Origin of the sequence: Streptomyces sp. (assembly GCF_031181705.1) — a bacterium.
Lineage (GTDB): Bacteria > Actinomycetota > Actinomycetes > Streptomycetales > Streptomycetaceae > Streptomyces.
Map to the genome: position 1 here is coordinate 44,554 of NZ_JAPSKN010000004.1, position 14,869 is coordinate 59,422.

The following is a 14,869-nucleotide window of genomic DNA, read 5'->3' on the forward strand; positions in this document are numbered from 1 at the left end:
CGGGTCCGGTGGCGAGTACGGCCCGGGCTCCCCGGGGGCGCGTCCCGGCCCCGGGGGCGGTGGGCAGGGCCCCGGCCCGGGAGGCGGCGGTCACGGCGCCGGCGGAGGTGACGGGCACGGCCACGGTCACGGGTCGGCGCCGGGCGGTGGGCACGGGCATTCCCACAACCACGGTCCGGCCACGCCCGTCTCGACGCATCTGCGCAAGGTCATCGCGGCGATCCTGATTCCGTTCGCCGCGGCGGTGCTGGTGGGTCTCGCCGTGCTGTGGCCCGGCGGCGCCCCGCCGCACGAGCGCACCGGCGTCGGTTTCGACCGACAGACCCAGCAGGCCACGGTCACCGAGGTCGTGGACATCAGCTGCAAGGAGGCCGGTGCCTCGGGCGTCCCGCCGACCGGCGACACCTCCACCGCCGAGGGGTCCTCCGCGGTGCAGCAGGAGAACGGCACCTGCAAACGGGCCACGATCCGGGTCGACAGCGGCAAGGACAAGGGCCGCACCTTCACCGAGATCGTCCAGCCCGACCAGTCCCGCCAACTGCACGAGGGCCAGGAGGTCGTGGTCGCCTACGAGCCCTCGGCGCCGCGGGACCTGCAGTACTCCGTCACGGACGTCAACCGGCGGGTGCCCCTGGCGATGCTCGCCGGCATCTTCGCACTCGCCGTGGTGGCCGTCGGCCGGCTGCGGGGTGTGATGGCGCTGGTGGCGCTGGCCATCAGCTTCCTGATCCTGAACCTGTTCATCCTGCCCGCGATCCTCCAGGGCTCGAACCCGCTGGTCGTGGCGGTGGTCGGCGCGAGCGCCATCATGCTGATCGCCCTGTACCTGTGTCACGGCCTGTCCGCCCGGACGTCCGTGGCGGTGCTCGGCACCCTCGTCTCCCTGCTGCTGATCGGCGTCCTGGGATCGGTGTTCATCGGCTGGGCCGCGCTCACCGGCAACACCGACGACAACACCGGTCTGATCCACGGGCTCTACCCGACGATCGACATGAGCGGTCTGCTCCTCGCCGGCGTCATCATCGGCTCGCTCGGCGTCCTCGACGACGTGACGGTCACCCAGACCTCCGCGGTCTGGGAGCTGCACGAGGCCAACCCGTCGATGGGGTGGCGCGGGCTCTACCGCGCGGGCATCCGCATCGGCCGCGACCACATCGCCTCGGTCGTCAACACGCTCGTCCTCGCCTACGCGGGTGCCGCGCTGCCGCTGCTCCTGCTGTTCTCCATCGCGCAGAGCAGTGTGGGCACCGTCGCCAACAGCGAACTGGTCGCGGAGGAGATCGTGCGCACGCTGATCGGTTCGATCGGCCTGGTCGCGTCGGTGCCGGTCACCACGGCCCTGGCCGCGCTGGTGGTCTCGGCCGACCGCCCGGGAACGGAGACCGCCGCGGAACCCGCCGCGGTGCGCGGGGGGAAGGGGCGGCGCCGCAAGCGCTGATCCCCACGGGCGTGGACCGGATACGGATAAGCGTTCCTGCACGGCCCGGCGGCATCCGGTGAAGCGTTCCTCCACCGTGCCGCCGGCCGAGGTCTCACCCGGCGCCCTGCTCCGCGAGGATGCGGTCGAGGGCCTCGTCGAGATGGGCGTCGAAGTCGGCGAGCGAACCCTCCTGGCCCAACGGGACCAGCTTGTCCGTGCGGTCGAGGAAAGCGACCAGCGGCGCCGTGGACGACCGGAACAGCGCTTGGTCGCTGCCCACCTGAAGCCGGATGAGCACCTCGCCCAGGGCGTCCGGTTCGACCGGCGTGACCCGCACATCGCCCTCGCCGCACGGCCGGCCGACGCCGTCGATCAGCAACTCCCGTCCGAAAGCCCAGGTCACCGGGGCATCACCGGGCAAGTGAAAGGTCAGCCGCACGGCATAGGGATCACTGGTCTCATAGCGCAGCTCCACCGGAATGCGGAAGGAGAGCTCCTCCGACACGAGAAAGCTCATCATGACCTCTGCTTGTACGGACTCGCGCATCGATAACCCCGTCATTCGCCGTCGACTGGCCGGGTACGAACCTCTGACATCTGGTGGAATCTTGCTGAACGTACACAGCAGATCACAAGGAGTGAGTTTTCACATACTGATAGAAAGTGCGAGCGACCCGAGAAGTCGCCCGATCTCGTTCTGCAACTGCCGGGCCACGGGCAGCAGTCGATCCGACTGGTGGGCGGGCAGGGAGATGGCCACCGTCGCCGCCGTGGTGCCCAAGGTCAGCGGAATCGCGGCGCACACCGCGCCCAGCGCGTACTCCTGACGCTCGATCACCGGTTCCATCCGGCGGATGCGCTCCAGGCGTCTCAGCAGGCTGTGGTTGTCCCGCACCGTGTAGGGCGTCAGGGGCTGCACGGGATAGCGGTCGAGGTGATCGCGGCGGGCTTCCTCGTCCAGTTGGGACAGCAGGCACTGGCCGATGGCGTGCGCGTGCCCCGTCTCCCGGAAACCGGCCCACTCCTCGACCGCCGGGTTGCCGGGGGTGTCGGAGACGCACATGACCTCGATCTCGCCCTCGCGGTAGACCGCGTAGTACACGGGCACGCCCAGCGCGTCCCGCCAGCGCGCGAGGGCGTCGACCATCGTGCTGCGACGTTTCTGCCGTGCTCCGCTGCTGCTCAGCAGCTCGGCCGCCTCGCCGAGGAAGAACAGGCCCTTGTCCCGGCGCAGATAGCCCTCGTGCACGAGGGTGCGCAGCAGGTGGTACGTCGTGGGCAGCGCCAGCCCGGTCTCGCGGGCCAGTTGCTTGGCCGGGGCGCCGTATTCGTGCCGGGCGACGGTCTCCAGCAGGCGCATCGCGCGCTGCACGGATCCGATGAGGGTCGCCGGGGGCGAGGGCGGGGAGGGGGCCGCCGAACGGGGTTGCGCGGGAACGGTGTGGAGGTGGACAGGGGCGGTGTCAGCCGGGATCAAGGGTCACTCCCGAGGCGCGAGGGGGCAGCCCGTGCGGAGGAACACGGGTGGGGGTGTACGCCGCTCGCGGGGATGTCCCCGCGTCGAGTTCCGGACTCTATTCGCCTGCCACCGCACGCAGACGGCCCGGGCGGGAAACTTCCCCCGGCCGAGGGAACCGGTGATTCCAGGCGTTTCCCGCTACCCCCACCGGTTTCCCACCGGTCTCACCAGTCGCTGCGCGACGAGGACCCCGCGGTGAACTTCCGTACGACGTAGATCAGTCCGCCGACCAGTGCCACGAAGACCAGCAGCTTGAAGAGCAGTCCGATGACGAAGCCCACCACGCTGGCGATCAGCCCTCCGAACACGACGAGGGCGATGACAGGCACCGCGATCCACTTCACCCACCACGGCAGTCCCGTGAAGATCTCTCGCATCGCCCTCGTCCTTACCTCTCCGCCCGTTCGAGTGCCGGGTCCTGTCGGTCCTTGATGTCCTGCACTCGATGCTAGGTCCGGGACGGGGTGCCACGGGGGCCTCGCACCCCTTGTCCTCCCCTGACCGATCCCCTAGGGAACCCGGGGGCGGCCCCTCAGCTCTCCGGCGGAGAGAACACCACCATGACCCGCAGGTCCTCGGTGATGTGGTGGAACTTGTGTGCGACACCGGCCGGCACATAGATCACGCTGCCGCGTGCCACCTGGGTCGTCTCCATGCCCACGGTGATCGCCGCCCGGCCGCTCACCACGAAGTACACCTCGTCCTGCTCGTGCGGCTTCTGTGGATCCTGCTCGCCCGCGTCCAGGGCGTACAGGCCGACCGACATGTTCCGCTCCCGCAGAAACTGCAGGTAGGCGCCGTCGTTGGCGGCGCGCTCCGCCTCCAGTTCATCCAGCCGGAATGCCTTCATCGCCTTGTCCGCCCCTGCCTCTTGTGCCCTTGTCCGATCAGGTCTGCCACGATCAGACACATGATGAATTTCCTAGTCAAGACGATCGCCAACGCGGGTGCCCTGGCAGTCGCCGTATGGCTGCTCGACAAGATCACCCTGACCGGTGACAGCACGGGCAAGAAGGTCGGCACCCTGATCGTCGTCGCACTGCTCTTCGGCCTGGTGAACTTCCTGGTCAAGCCGGTCGTCAAGCTCCTCAGCCTGCCCCTGCTGATCCTGACGCTGGGCCTGTTCACCCTGGTCGTCAACGCGCTGATGCTTCTGCTCACCTCGTGGCTGGCCGGCAAGCTCGACCTGGGTTTCCACGTGGAGGGCTTCTGGACGGCCGTCCTGGGCGGCCTGATCATCTCGGTCGTCTCCTGGGCGCTGCACGTCGTCCTGCCCGACGAGGACTGAGCCACCGTGACGTACCGCGTCTGTTTCGTCTGCACGGGCAACATCTGCCGCTCCCCGATGGCCGAGGTCGTCTTCCGCGCGCGGGTCGCCGAGGCCGGGCTCGACGGCCTGGTGGAGGTGGACAGCGCCGGCACGGGCGGCTGGCACGAGGGCGACGGCGCCGATCCGCGCACGGTGGCCGTCCTGGCGGAGAACGGCTACTCCACGAGCCACACGGCCCGGCAGTTCCAGCCGTCGTGGTTCTCCCGCCTGGACCTGGTGATCGCGCTAGATTCCGGCCACCTCGGGGCCCTGCGCCGGCTGGCCCCCACGGAGCAGGACGCGCGCAAAGTGAAGCTGCTGCGCTCGTACGACCCCGCCGCCGGTGACGACCTCGACGTGCCGGACCCGTACTACGGGGGGCCGGAGGGCTTCGAGGAGTGTCTTGAGATGGTGGAGGCGGCGAGCACCGGTCTGCTCGCCGCGGTGCGCGAGGACATGGAGGGACGGGCGGCATGAGTGATTCCGTGACGGGTGACCAGGGCGGAACGACGGGAGGCGCGGGCCGGGCGGCCGCGGCCCCCGGTGACGGCACGCGCGCGGTGCGGGCGGGGCTGCCCGAGGCGGTCAAGCACGAGCCCACCCTGCCCGGTCCCGTGTTCGCCGCCCACTTCCACCTGCCGGGCGACCCGACCGGCCCCTACACCTACGGCCGGGACGAAAACCCGACCTGGACGCTGCTGGAGCGCGCCATCGGCGAGCTGGAGGCGCCCGGCGCGGACGATGCCGAGACGCTCGTCTTCGCCTCGGGCATGGCCGCGATCTCGGCGGTGCTCTTCTCCCAGCTGCGCGCCGGTGACGTGTGCGTCCTGCCCGACGACGGCTACCAGGCGCTGCCGCTGGTCCGCGCCCAGCTGGAGGCCTACGGCATCGAGGTGCGCACCGCGCCGACCGGGGGCGACGCACAGCTCGACGTGCTGGACGGCGCGAAGCTGCTGTGGATCGAGACCCCCTCGAACCCGGGGCTCGACGTGTGCGACATCAGGCGGCTCGCCGAGGCGGCACACGCGCGTGGAGCGCTGGTCGCCGTCGACAACACGCTCGCGACCCCGCTCGGTCAGCGCCCGCTGGACCTCGGCGCCGACTTCGCGGTGGCCAGCGCCACCAAGCAGCTCACCGGCCACGGCGACATCCTCCTCGGCTATGTCGTGGGCCGTGACTCCGGGGCCATGGCCGCCGTACGCCGCTGGCGCAAGATCGTCGGCGCGATCCCCGGGCCCATGGAGGCCTGGCTGGCCCACCGTTCGATCGCGACGCTCCAGATGCGCGTCGACCGGCAGTGCGCGACGGCTCTGACGGTCGCCGAGGCGCTGCGCGCTCGGCCCGAGGTGACCGGGCTGCGCTACCCCGGGCTCCCCGAGGACCCCTCGCACAAGATCGCCGCGCAGCAGATGCGGCGCTTCGGCTGCGTGGTGTCGTTCACGCTGCCCACGCGCGCGCGTGCCGACCGTTTCCTCGACGCCCTGCGGCTCGTGGACGACGCGACGAGCTTCGGCGGTGTGCGGTCCACTGCCGAGCGGCGCGGACGCTGGGGCGGGGACGCCGTTCCGGAGGGCTTCATCCGCCTGTCCGTCGGGGCCGAGGATCCGGACGACCTGGTCGCGGACCTTCTGCGTGCCCTGGACGCGTCGGCCGTCTGACCTCCCCGCGGGCGGTCCGAGCCTCCCCCCTCGTGGCTCGGACCGCCCTCCGGTTCCGCGCGCAAGAACCGTCTGACCAAGGCTAGTTGACTCTCTGTCAGTGTCCAATCACGGTAGCGACAGAGACCTATCGACTTATTTATAGTTGGGCGCGGCCGGGGCGCCGGGAGCGGGGGCCGACGACGGGAGGGTGTCAGTGGACCTGGCCTTGCTGCGGACCTTCGTGACCGTGCACCGGGCCGGCTCCTTCACTCGCGCCGCCGCCCTGCTCGGTCTCTCCCAGCCGGCCGTCACCTCGCAGATCAGGACCCTGGAACGGCAGCTGGGTCGCCCCCTGTTCCTGCGGCAGGCCCGCGGCGTGACCCCGACCAGCATCGGCGACGAACTCGCCCACAAGGCCGCGCCGCATCTCGACGCCCTGGTGGAGATCACCGAGACCGGCCTCCACGACCACTCCTCCTTGCGGACGCTGCACCTCGCGGGGCCTTTGGAGTTCACCGCCGAACGAGCCCTGCCCGCGCTCACCGAACTCACCGGCGAGGACGGGCAGGGCTTCGCGCTGCGCGCCTCCTTCGGGAACGCCGAAGAGACCCTGGAAGGGCTTTCCGCCGGGCATCATGATCTGGCCATCAGCACGGCCCGTCCGCGGGGCGCCCTGCTCACGGCGACTGCGCTCTGCGACGAGGAGCACGTCCTGGTCGCCGCCCCGCGCTGGGCCGAGCAGATCGGCACCGGAGATCCGGACCGCAAGCCGGAGCCGTCCCTGGAGCAGGTGCCCGTGGTGGAGGTTCACGAGTCGCTGCCCTTCGTCTCCCGCTACTGGGCCTCCGTCTTCGACTCACGCCCGGCCGCCCCGGGCACGGTCGTCGTCCCCGACCTGCGTGCGGTCCTCGCCTGCGTGATCGCGGGGGCGGGACTGGCGGTGCTGCCGCGGTATCTGTGTGCAAAGGCGCTGGAGCGGGGCGATGTCGTCGCGCTGCACGAGCCGGCGGTGCCGCCCCTGCGCACATACTTCCTGGTCGTCCGGACCGGGACCATGGCCATGCCGCACATCGCGCGGGCACACGACTGGTTGCAGCGGGCGGCGAGCGAGTGGTGCTGAGCCTCTGGCAAGCGAGTGCGGCGGGGGTCACGAAGGCAGGTCGGCCGGGACTCGGGAGCGGGGGTCACGGGGCGCCGGGCCGCTCAGGGAAGGCCCGTCACCCGGGGCACCCGCCCGGTGACATGTCGCGATGTTTCACGTGGAACCAGCCGGGCCACATTTCCCCCATGACCGTCCGACCCGTGGTCAAGCGCACCGCCCGCGCCGTTCTCCTGGACGGTGACGACCTGATCCTGATCAAGCGCACCAAGCCGGGCCTCGATCCCTACTGGGTGACGCCCGGCGGCGGGGTCGAGCCCGACGATCCGACCGTCGTCCACGCCCTCCACCGGGAGGTGTACGAGGAACTCGGCGCGAAGATCGCCGATGCGGTGCCCTGCTTCGTGGACACCGTGGAGCACATCGGGGAGGACGGTGGCGCCACGGGTGTGAAGGTGCAGCACTTCTTCGTCTGCCGCCTGGAGTCCATGGACACCTCCCTCCGCCACGGCCCCGAGGTCGACGAACCCGTCGGCACGTACGAGATCGTGCGCGTGCCGTTCACCCGGGTCGGCATCGCCTCCGTGCATCTCGTTCCGCTGTCGCTGCGGCACTACCTCGACGGCAACATCGAGGGCGTACGGGCCATGCACGCGCCTGACCTGGGCTGAGGCCAGGGCGGATCAGTTCCCGGCGGAGACCAGTTCCTCGAGGGAGTCGTGCCGTATGCGGTCCGACGGGATGCCGATGTCCCTCAGGGCGTCCACACCGCTGCGGATCATCCCCGGCGGGCCCGAGAGGTAGGCGTCGTACTCGTTCCACGGCCCGTAGGCCCGTACGGCGTCCGGGAGCTGCTGGTGCGCCTGCTGGTCGATGATCGCGCGGACCGAGAGCCAGGGGTGGGCCTGCTGGAGGCGGAGCATCGTGTCGATGTCGTACAGGTCGTGGTCGGTGCGGGCGCCGTAGAAGACCTCGACCGGGCGGCGCTCCCCGTGCTCGGCGACATCCTCGACCAGGGCCTTGATGGGCGCGATGCCGGTGCCGCCGCCCAGGCAGAGCAGCCCGCTGTCGGAGGTGTGGTCCACGGTCATGGAACCGGCGGGCGGACCGAGCCGGATGATGTCGCCGGGGCGGGCGCGGTGCACCAGGGCATTGGAGACCCAGCCGGCCGGAACGGCCTTCACGTGGAACGACAGCAGCCCGTCGGAGCGCGGCGCCGAGGCGAAGGAGTAGTGCCGCCAGATCCGCGGCCACCAGGGGGTCTCCACGCTGGTGTACTGCCCCGCGAGGAACGGATACGGCTGGTCGGGCCGGACGGTGACGACCGCGATGTCCGGGGTTCTGAGCTCGTGGGTGACGACCTCGGCGTACCACCAGGCCGGTGCCCGCAGTTCGTCGGCGGCCGCGGCGTCGATCATGATCTGCGAGATGGTGGTGTAGGTCCGGACCCAGGCGGCCTCCATCTCCTCGTTCCAGACCCCCGCGGCGTACTTGCTCAGCGCGCCGATGAGGCATTCGCCGACGGCCGGGTAGTGCTCGGGGCGGGTGCCGTACTTGCGGTGCCCCCGGCCGAGATTCTGGAGGTAGTCGACGAGGACGTCGGTGTTGTCGATGTGCTCGGCGGCCGTGAGCAGCGCCCGGAGCAGCCGGTCCCGTTGGGTGTCCATCGACGCGGGGAACAGTGACCGCAGGTCCGGATGGCGGACGAAGAGCAGGGCGTAGAAGTACGAGGTGACCTTGTCGGCCACGGGGGCGATCTCGGCCATGGCGCGGCGGACGAGGAGGGCGTCCGGGGACGCCTCGGGAGCGCAAGGGGACGGCGCCGGTGCGGGCCGCTGGGCAGGGACACGTGAGGCTGCGGGAGGTGCCACGGCCGAGGCGAAGGGTGCCGGGGTCAGCGTCGTGGGCGCGGGACCCGTCGGCGGGGCCGTGGGCCGGCCCACGGGGCGTATCGCCGCCGGGCGGCGTCCTTCCGCGGGAGCGGGCCGTTGTGCCGGGCCGGGTCCGCTGACAGGCTCCGGCTTCTTGCGGGGCGTGAACCATTCGCCCCCGCCGCCAGAAGTGCCGTTGTCGGCCGACGTGGTGGTCGGAGCGTCCATGGTGTGCCTCGCCTCGAGCATCTTTCGGTCGGTCTGCGCACCTCCCTGTGGGAAGGTGCCTGCTTTCCCCCGTGGACGGGCCGTGTTCCCATCCCTGTCGCGGCCAATGCGGCCACATTCAACCCGTGATCCGGCTCCGTACGGACAAGTAAGGCGGGAGTGTGACATTGCCCGCAGAACTCTCCTCGAGCTTCCCACTCGCCTGGGCGGTTCTCGTCGCATTACCGGAAACGCGGGTCTTCGATCTCTCCGTCCCTTTAGGCTGCATTGCCTGCCCTCGGTCCACACGAAACGGGTCACCCGTCCCTGAAGCGAACCGGAGTCGACCCTACCGGCAGCCGCTGTGCACACAAGTCCCCCCTGCCCCCGTCACGAATGAGAGCAGGACGCGAATCATCGAGGGGCCAACGGGCGCGCGGAATAGACCCATTGCCCCTCCCCGTCGGTCACCTGCTGTTCTTACGTGTTTCACGTGAAACAGCAACTTCGCGTGCACGCGCTCCGCATGCGACTGCAACTGGCCAAAAGCTCGTATGACTCCGCCGAAACAGGTGGACGCCGGGGGCTCCTGTCGGACAGCCTGACCTGCGTGTCGACTCCTTCCCTTGCCGCTCTGCCCATCCGCCGTCTGACGCTGCGCGACCTCGCCGCCTGCGCCGACTTGTCCGAGGACCGGGGGTGGCCGCGGGAGGAGCACAAGTGGGGCTTCCTCCTCACGGCCGGGAAGGGTTGGGGCATCGACGACCCCGACGGCGGCCTGGTCAGCGCCTGCGTCGTCACCGAGTACGGACCGCACGAACGCCCCGCCCTCGCCGCGATCGGCATGGTCCTGGTGGCCGGACGGCATGCCCGGCAGGGCGTCGGACGCCGGCTGATGCGCCACGTCATCTCAGCGATGGGCACCACGCCTCTCACCCTGCACGCGACGCCGAACGGCCGCCCGCTCTACGAGGAACTCGGCTTCAAGGCCACCGGACGGGCGGAGATGGTGGTGGGGCGCTTCACCCCCGGTGGACCGGAGCCGGAGGTCGCCACCCGTGCGGCGACCGCCGAGGACCTCCCGGCGATCCTCCGGCTCGACGAGCAGGTCTTCGGGACCGACCGCACCCACATCGTCACCCGACTGCCCGCCTTCGCGGACCAGTTGCGCGTGGCCGAGGAGGACGGGCGGATCGTCGGCTACGCGGCCGCCTGGCCGAACATGGCGACACACGTCGTCGGTCCGCTCATCGCCCGGGACACGGTCGTGGCCCAAGCTCTCATCGCGTCTCTCGCGGCCCGCACCGACCGCCCGCTGCGCACCGACATCGACGTGCGGCACGAGGAGTTGCTCACCTGGGTGAAGGAGCACGGTCTGGCATCCGTCGCCTTCAACTCGGTGATGACATACGGCCTCACCGAGCTGCCCGGGGACTGGAGTCGGCGCTTCGCTCCGGTCACGGTCGCGGCGGGCTGACGGGCCTGGACACGCCGAACGCCGGCTCCCCGGACATCGGGGAACCGGCGTCGCGATCCGAGGGCCCTGCCGGTCAGGCCAGGGCTTCCACGGCGGCCGTGGCGAAGGCGTGGTCCTGCTCGGGGGCTCCGCCACCGACGCCGATCGCGCCGATGAGGCGGCCGTCGCGGTGCACCGGCACACCGCCGGCGATGAACAGCAGCGGCCGGTCCAGCGCGGTGGGCAGGGTGTGGAAGAGGCCTCCGGGCTGTACGGCGTCGACGAGGTCGGCCGTGGGCGCGTTCAGCTGGAGCGCCGTGTAGGCCTTGCGGGTGCTGGTCTCGCCGGAGATCAGCACGGCGCGGTCGTCCCGCCGGAAGGCGAGCAGGTGCCCGCCCGCGTCCAGGACGGTGACACTGACGGTGACCCCTGCGGCTTCGGCGGCACGGCTCGCGGCGGCGACGAGGGCGTCGGCGTCCTGGGTGGTCAGCGGGGCGACAGCGGTGGTGGTGTTCATGGGGGTGGTTCTCCTGGAGGTTGTGCGGGTGGAACGGGTCGGAGTGGTCCGACCGCTCAGTGGTGGACAGCGGGGCGCTGCTCGGCGGGAGCGGACCCGGTGACGACCGGGCTGGGCGCACCGGCGCGGCGCTCCAGGGCGGCCGAGAGAACGGCCAGGAGCAGGGCGCCGGCGGCGAGGGCGGCGCCGACCCAGTTGGGGGCGGTGTAGCCGAGGCCCGCCGCGATCACCAGGCCGCCGAGCCAGGCCGACAGGGCGTTGCCGAGGTTGAAGGCGCCGATGTTCACCGCGGAGGCCAGGGTCGGGGCGCCGTGCGCCTGGTCGAGGACCCGCTTCTGGAGCGGGGGGACGGTGGCGAAGCCCAGGGCGCCGATCAGCGCGATCGTGACAGCCGACAGGACCTTGTCGTGCGCGGTGAGGGTGAACAGCGCCAGGACGACGGCCAGGGCGCCCAGGGAGACGTACAGCATGGGCATCAGGGCGCGGTCCGCGAACCTGCCGCCGACGAGGTTGCCGCCGACCATGCCGAGGCCGAACAGGACCAGCAGCCAGGTCACCGAGCCGTCGGCGAAGCCGGCGACGTGGGTCATCATCGGCGCGATGTAGGTGATGGCGGCGAAGACGCCGCCGAAGCCGAGGACGGTCATCGCCATCGCGAGCAGGACCTGCACGTTCTTGAAGGCCGCCAGCTCGTGCCGCAGGCGCACACCCTCCGGCTTGGGCATGTCGGGGACGAGCCGGGCGATGCCGATCAGACCGATGACGCCGAGGGCGGCGACGAGGCCGAAGGTGACCCGCCAGCCGACGGACTGTCCGACGAGCGTGCCCAGCGGGACGCCGACGACGTTGGCGACGGTCAGGCCGGTGAACATCATGGCGATGGCTCCGGCCTTCTTGTCCGGGGCGACCAGATCGGCGGCGACGACCGAGCCGATGCCGAAGAAGGCGCCATGAGCCAGCGAGGCGACGATCCGGCCGATCAGCATGACGCCGAAGGCGGGGGCGAGTGCCGAGAGCAGGTTGCCGATGACGAACAGGCCCATCAGCAGCATCAGCATCCGCTTGCGGGAGATTTTGGTGCCGAGGACGGTCATCAGCGGGGCGCCGAACATGACGCCGAGCGCGTAGCCGGTGACCAGGTATCCGGCGGTGGGGATGGAGACCCCGTAGTCGCCCGCGACCTCGGGCAGCAAGCCCATGATCACGAACTCTGTCGTTCCGATCCCGAAGGCCCCGATCGCGAGGGCCAGAAGCGCGAGAGGCATGGAGGGGTAACCTTCCCAGACGATTGCAGGAGCGCTTTGCGTGCGTCCACAATAGTTGCACACGCGGGCTAAGTGCAACCGCCTTATATTGCGCCGGTGCTCTATCCTGGATGTCAGCGGCTCCGGGACGGAGGAACCTCAATGACAGCGACGGACCCCGCGCTCACCGCCCTCGCCCAGGGCTGGTGCGCCCTCTCCCTGCTGCACGGGAGGATCGAGGCCCACATCGAGCGCGCCCTGCAGGCGAAGCACGACCTCAGCGCGCGCGAGTACTCCCTGCTGGACGTGCTCAGCCGGCAGCACGACGGCGACGGCGGCCATCTGCAGATGAAGCAGGTCGCCGACGCGGTCGTCCTCAGTCAGAGCGCCACCACACGCCTGGTGACCCGCCTGGAGGACCGTGGGCTCCTGGAGCGCTACCTGTGCCCCACCGACCGCCGGGGCATCTACACGAACGTCACCGAGTCGGGCCTGAAGCTGCTGGAAGAGGCGCGGCCGACCAATGACGCCGCCCTGCGCGACGCCCTCGACGAGGCGGCGAAGAACCCCGAACTGGCCCCGCTGGTCCGGGTCGTCGAGACGCTGAAGGCCCCGGTGCCCGCATAAGCCGCCCCGGTGCCGCACCTGCGTAGGGTGCACCCATGGGAGATCTCGACATACGCACCGCCGTCGCCGAGGACGTCCCGGCGATCGTCGCCCTGCTGGCGGACGACCCGCTGGGCGCACAGCGCGAGTCACCGGACGACCTCACCCCGTACCTGACCGCGCTGGAGCGGCTCAGCGCCGACCCGAACCAGCGCCTGGTCGTCGCGGTCCGCGAGGGCCGTGTCGTCGGCACGCTCCAGCTGACGATCATCCCCGGGCTGTCCCGGCGCGGCGCGACCAGGTCGATCATCGAAGGCGTGCGCATCCACGCCGAGGAGCGCGGCGGCGGTCTGGGGTCCCAGCTCATCGAGTGGGCCATCGACGAGTCCCGTGCGGCGGGCTGCCAGTTGGTCCAGCTGACCTCCGACAAATCCCGCACCGACGCCCACCGCTTCTACGAGCGGCTCGGCTTCACGGCCTCCCACACGGGTTTCAAGCTCCCGCTCTAACCGGTAGGCCGAGGCGCCCGTGTTTCACGTGGAAAACGGGCGCCTGGCGTCACCTCCCGCTCAGCCGATCCCGCGCCAGCCCTCGGGGTCGACCCCTCCGGGCACCGGAGCCGTCCCGTCGTACGGCTGCCGGGTGAACACGAACGAGCCGAGGTCCAGATGGCTCACGGATCCGTCCGGCCTCCGTACGGCCTTGAGCAGCTCTCCGGCGTAGTAGCCCTCCAGGCCGGTCCAGGTACCGTCCCCGTTCGGGCGGAAGCGCGAGCGGCGCCCGTTGCCGGACAGCGGCTCCAAGGAGGCGAGGCCGTCGGCCGTGAGCCGCAGGGCGAAGGCGTACGTCCCCCAGTACCACTGGCCCGTCAGCTCCAGCGCGGCCGGCTCCACCTCACGCATCGGGGTCCACGGAGCGGGGATGCGCGGCTCCGCCTCGGCGACGATGCGGACGAGGTCGGCGGCGACCGCCGACACCAAGGGGCCCGAGGTGCAGTTGGCCAGGACGACCGCGGCCGCGTCGTCCTCCACGCTGACGCTGATGTTCGCCAGGAAGCCCGGCAGGGATCCGCTGTGCCCCACGAGCAGGCGGCCGTGGCGGTGCTGGATCTGCAGGCCGAGACCGTAGGCGTCGCCGGACATGACGTCCACGGCCTCCGCGGGCGCCGCCGGCGTCCGCATCTCCAGCAGGGACTCGGGGCTCAGCACCCGCTCGTCGCCCCGCACGAGGAAGGCCGCGAACCGGGCCAGGTCCGCGGTGGTCGACCAGAGTTGCCCGGCGGGTGCCATGCGACCGAGGTCCTCGGCGGGCTCTGGCAGCAGCACGTCGGCCCAGGGGTGCACCGCCCATCCGCCCGCATGCGGGGTACTCGGCCGTGCGCTCGTCCGGTCCAGCCCCAGGGGTTCGAGCACTTCGCGCCGTAGTGCCTCCTCCCAGGAGGTCCCGCGCAGTTCCTCCACGAGCGCGCCCAGCAGCGCGTAACCGGGATTGGAGTAGTGGTGCCGTCGGCCGACGGGGTGCAGAAAGGGCTGCTCGCCGAGGACGTCGGACAGCTCCGGCCGCAGGGATCCCGGGGTGCGTTCCCACCAGGGCTCGGGCGTCTCGGCCACCAACCCGCTCGTGTGCGCGAGCAGTTCGGCGATCGTGGCCTCCCCCGCGCCCGTTCCCGGCAGATGCTTCTCCAGCCGATCCCCGAGCCCGAGCAGTCCTTCGTCGCGCAGCCGCATCACGAGGACGGCGGTGAAGGTCTTGGTGATCGAGCCGATCCGGTACTGCACGGTGTGATCGGGCCCGTGCCCCTCCACCGATGTCCGGGCCCCGTGCCACACCACCCGGCCGTCCCGGACCACGGCCGCGACCAGCGACGGCGCCCGTCCCTCAGCCTGTGCCACGGCGATCCGGTGCTGCAGTGCGCGCCCCGTGGCGGGAAGCAGTTCTTCCTGAGGTGTCGTCATGGGCCCAGTCCATCCGGCCCGGTCGC

Annotated in this window: 17 protein-coding genes; 9 read left to right on the forward strand and 8 right to left on the reverse strand. The window is 70.9% G+C overall.

From position 1 onward, the window contains the following. Positions 1–244: 244 nt before the first annotated feature. The gene (locus RIN80_RS01810; protein ID WP_375141583.1) at positions 245–1,438 is read left to right on the forward strand and encodes a YibE/F family protein; all 1,194 of its coding nucleotides are present in this window, start codon (positions 245–247) and stop codon (positions 1,436–1,438) included. 94 nt (positions 1,439–1,532) lie between these two features. Here RIN80_RS01810 and RIN80_RS01815 read toward each other — a convergent pair whose 3' ends face one another. The 4 genes from RIN80_RS01815 to RIN80_RS01830 all read right to left on the reverse strand — a co-directional run bounded on the left by RIN80_RS01815 (position 1,533) and on the right by RIN80_RS01830 (position 3,789). Beyond that, positions 1,533–1,967, reverse strand: coding sequence for an SsgA family sporulation/cell division regulator (locus RIN80_RS01815; RefSeq protein ID WP_031115219.1), 435 nt, complete (start codon positions 1,965–1,967; stop codon positions 1,533–1,535). 99 nt (positions 1,968–2,066) lie between these two features. Continuing rightward, complete coding sequence (locus RIN80_RS01820) at positions 2,067–2,792, reverse strand: IclR family transcriptional regulator C-terminal domain-containing protein (protein WP_309093666.1); 726 nt, start codon at positions 2,790–2,792, stop codon at positions 2,067–2,069. A 311-nt stretch (positions 2,793–3,103) separates the two neighbouring features. Beyond that, the gene (locus RIN80_RS01825) at positions 3,104–3,316 is read right to left on the reverse strand and encodes a DUF5326 family protein (protein ID WP_094054830.1); all 213 of its coding nucleotides are present in this window, start codon (positions 3,314–3,316) and stop codon (positions 3,104–3,106) included. Between the two features lie 155 nt (positions 3,317–3,471). Beyond that, positions 3,472–3,789: a cupin domain-containing protein gene (locus RIN80_RS01830; RefSeq protein WP_309093667.1), complete on the reverse strand. Its 318-nt coding sequence runs from the start codon at positions 3,787–3,789 to the stop codon at positions 3,472–3,474. Positions 3,790–3,849: 60 nt separating this feature from the next. Between RIN80_RS01830 and RIN80_RS01835 the strand changes: the two genes are divergently transcribed. The 5 genes from RIN80_RS01835 to RIN80_RS01855 all read left to right on the forward strand — a co-directional run bounded on the left by RIN80_RS01835 (position 3,850) and on the right by RIN80_RS01855 (position 7,658). Then, positions 3,850–4,227 (forward strand): phage holin family protein, encoded by a 378-nt coding sequence (locus RIN80_RS01835; RefSeq protein WP_309093668.1) that lies wholly within the window; start codon positions 3,850–3,852, stop codon positions 4,225–4,227. A 6-nt stretch (positions 4,228–4,233) separates the two neighbouring features. Continuing rightward, complete coding sequence (locus RIN80_RS01840; protein ID WP_309093669.1) at positions 4,234–4,725, forward strand: low molecular weight protein-tyrosine-phosphatase; 492 nt, start codon at positions 4,234–4,236, stop codon at positions 4,723–4,725. Continuing rightward, on the forward strand, positions 4,722–5,906 hold the full coding sequence (locus RIN80_RS01845; protein ID WP_309093670.1) for a cystathionine gamma-lyase: 1,185 nt from the start codon (positions 4,722–4,724) through the stop codon (positions 5,904–5,906). The genes RIN80_RS01840 and RIN80_RS01845 overlap by 4 nt, the downstream gene beginning before the upstream one ends. 196 nt (positions 5,907–6,102) lie before the next feature. Then, the gene (locus tag RIN80_RS01850) at positions 6,103–7,008 is read left to right on the forward strand and encodes a LysR family transcriptional regulator (protein WP_309093671.1); all 906 of its coding nucleotides are present in this window, start codon (positions 6,103–6,105) and stop codon (positions 7,006–7,008) included. A 167-nt stretch (positions 7,009–7,175) separates the two neighbouring features. Then, entirely contained in the window at positions 7,176–7,658 is a 483-nt protein-coding gene (locus tag RIN80_RS01855) for an NUDIX hydrolase (RefSeq protein ID WP_309093672.1), read from the forward strand. Between the two features lie 12 nt (positions 7,659–7,670). Here the strand turns inward: RIN80_RS01855 and RIN80_RS01860 are convergent, their stop codons facing one another. After that, on the reverse strand, positions 7,671–9,107 hold the full coding sequence (locus RIN80_RS01860; protein ID WP_309093673.1) for a globin domain-containing protein: 1,437 nt from the start codon (positions 9,105–9,107) through the stop codon (positions 7,671–7,673). A 568-nt stretch (positions 9,108–9,675) separates the two neighbouring features. On the opposite strand from RIN80_RS01860, the gene RIN80_RS01865 reads away from it, so the two are divergent. Next, on the forward strand, positions 9,676–10,542 hold the full coding sequence (locus tag RIN80_RS01865) for a GNAT family N-acetyltransferase (RefSeq protein ID WP_309093674.1): 867 nt from the start codon (positions 9,676–9,678) through the stop codon (positions 10,540–10,542). 73 nt (positions 10,543–10,615) lie between these two features. Here the strand turns inward: RIN80_RS01865 and RIN80_RS01870 are convergent, their stop codons facing one another. Continuing rightward, entirely contained in the window at positions 10,616–11,038 is a 423-nt protein-coding gene (locus RIN80_RS01870) for a heme-binding protein (protein ID WP_309093675.1), read from the reverse strand. 56 nt (positions 11,039–11,094) lie between these two features. After that, a complete protein-coding gene (locus RIN80_RS01875; RefSeq protein ID WP_309093676.1) occupies positions 11,095–12,303 on the reverse strand; it encodes an MFS transporter in 1,209 nt (402 codons plus the stop codon). A gap of 141 nt (positions 12,304–12,444) precedes the next feature. On the opposite strand from RIN80_RS01875, the gene RIN80_RS01880 reads away from it, so the two are divergent. Together RIN80_RS01880 and RIN80_RS01885 are read left to right on the forward strand one after the other, a co-directional pair. Then, complete coding sequence (locus RIN80_RS01880) at positions 12,445–12,909, forward strand: MarR family transcriptional regulator (protein WP_309093677.1); 465 nt, start codon at positions 12,445–12,447, stop codon at positions 12,907–12,909. A 35-nt stretch (positions 12,910–12,944) separates the two neighbouring features. Beyond that, complete coding sequence (locus RIN80_RS01885) at positions 12,945–13,397, forward strand: GNAT family N-acetyltransferase (RefSeq protein WP_309093678.1); 453 nt, start codon at positions 12,945–12,947, stop codon at positions 13,395–13,397. A 60-nt stretch (positions 13,398–13,457) separates the two neighbouring features. On the opposite strand, the gene RIN80_RS01890 is transcribed toward RIN80_RS01885, so the two are convergent. After that, entirely contained in the window at positions 13,458–14,843 is a 1,386-nt protein-coding gene (locus RIN80_RS01890; RefSeq protein ID WP_309093679.1) for a serine hydrolase domain-containing protein, read from the reverse strand. Positions 14,844–14,869: the final 26 nt, after the last annotated feature.

What these genes read in the sequence shown, in the direction of transcription:
- RIN80_RS01815 (WP_031115219.1), bottom strand. Translation starts at nt 1,967, where the DNA reads ATGCGCGAGTCCGTACAAGCAGAGGTCATGATGAGCTTTCTCGTGTCG.
- RIN80_RS01825 (WP_094054830.1), bottom strand. Translation starts at nt 3,316, where the DNA reads ATGCGAGAGATCTTCACGGGACTGCCGTGGTGGGTGAAGTGGATCGCG.
- RIN80_RS01830 (WP_309093667.1), bottom strand. Translation starts at nt 3,789, where the DNA reads ATGAAGGCATTCCGGCTGGATGAACTGGAGGCGGAGCGCGCCGCCAAC.
- RIN80_RS01835 (WP_309093668.1), top strand. Translation starts at nt 3,850, where the DNA reads ATGATGAATTTCCTAGTCAAGACGATCGCCAACGCGGGTGCCCTGGCA.
- RIN80_RS01845 (WP_309093670.1), top strand. Translation starts at nt 4,722, where the DNA reads ATGAGTGATTCCGTGACGGGTGACCAGGGCGGAACGACGGGAGGCGCG.
- RIN80_RS01855 (WP_309093672.1), top strand. Translation starts at nt 7,176, where the DNA reads ATGACCGTCCGACCCGTGGTCAAGCGCACCGCCCGCGCCGTTCTCCTG.
- RIN80_RS01860 (WP_309093673.1), bottom strand. Translation starts at nt 9,107, where the DNA reads ATGCTCGAGGCGAGGCACACCATGGACGCTCCGACCACCACGTCGGCC.
- RIN80_RS01870 (WP_309093675.1), bottom strand. Translation starts at nt 11,038, where the DNA reads ATGAACACCACCACCGCTGTCGCCCCGCTGACCACCCAGGACGCCGAC.
- RIN80_RS01875 (WP_309093676.1), bottom strand. Translation starts at nt 12,303, where the DNA reads ATGCCTCTCGCGCTTCTGGCCCTCGCGATCGGGGCCTTCGGGATCGGA.
- RIN80_RS01880 (WP_309093677.1), top strand. Translation starts at nt 12,445, where the DNA reads ATGACAGCGACGGACCCCGCGCTCACCGCCCTCGCCCAGGGCTGGTGC.
- RIN80_RS01885 (WP_309093678.1), top strand. Translation starts at nt 12,945, where the DNA reads ATGGGAGATCTCGACATACGCACCGCCGTCGCCGAGGACGTCCCGGCG.
- RIN80_RS01890 (WP_309093679.1), bottom strand. Translation starts at nt 14,843, where the DNA reads ATGACGACACCTCAGGAAGAACTGCTTCCCGCCACGGGGCGCGCACTG.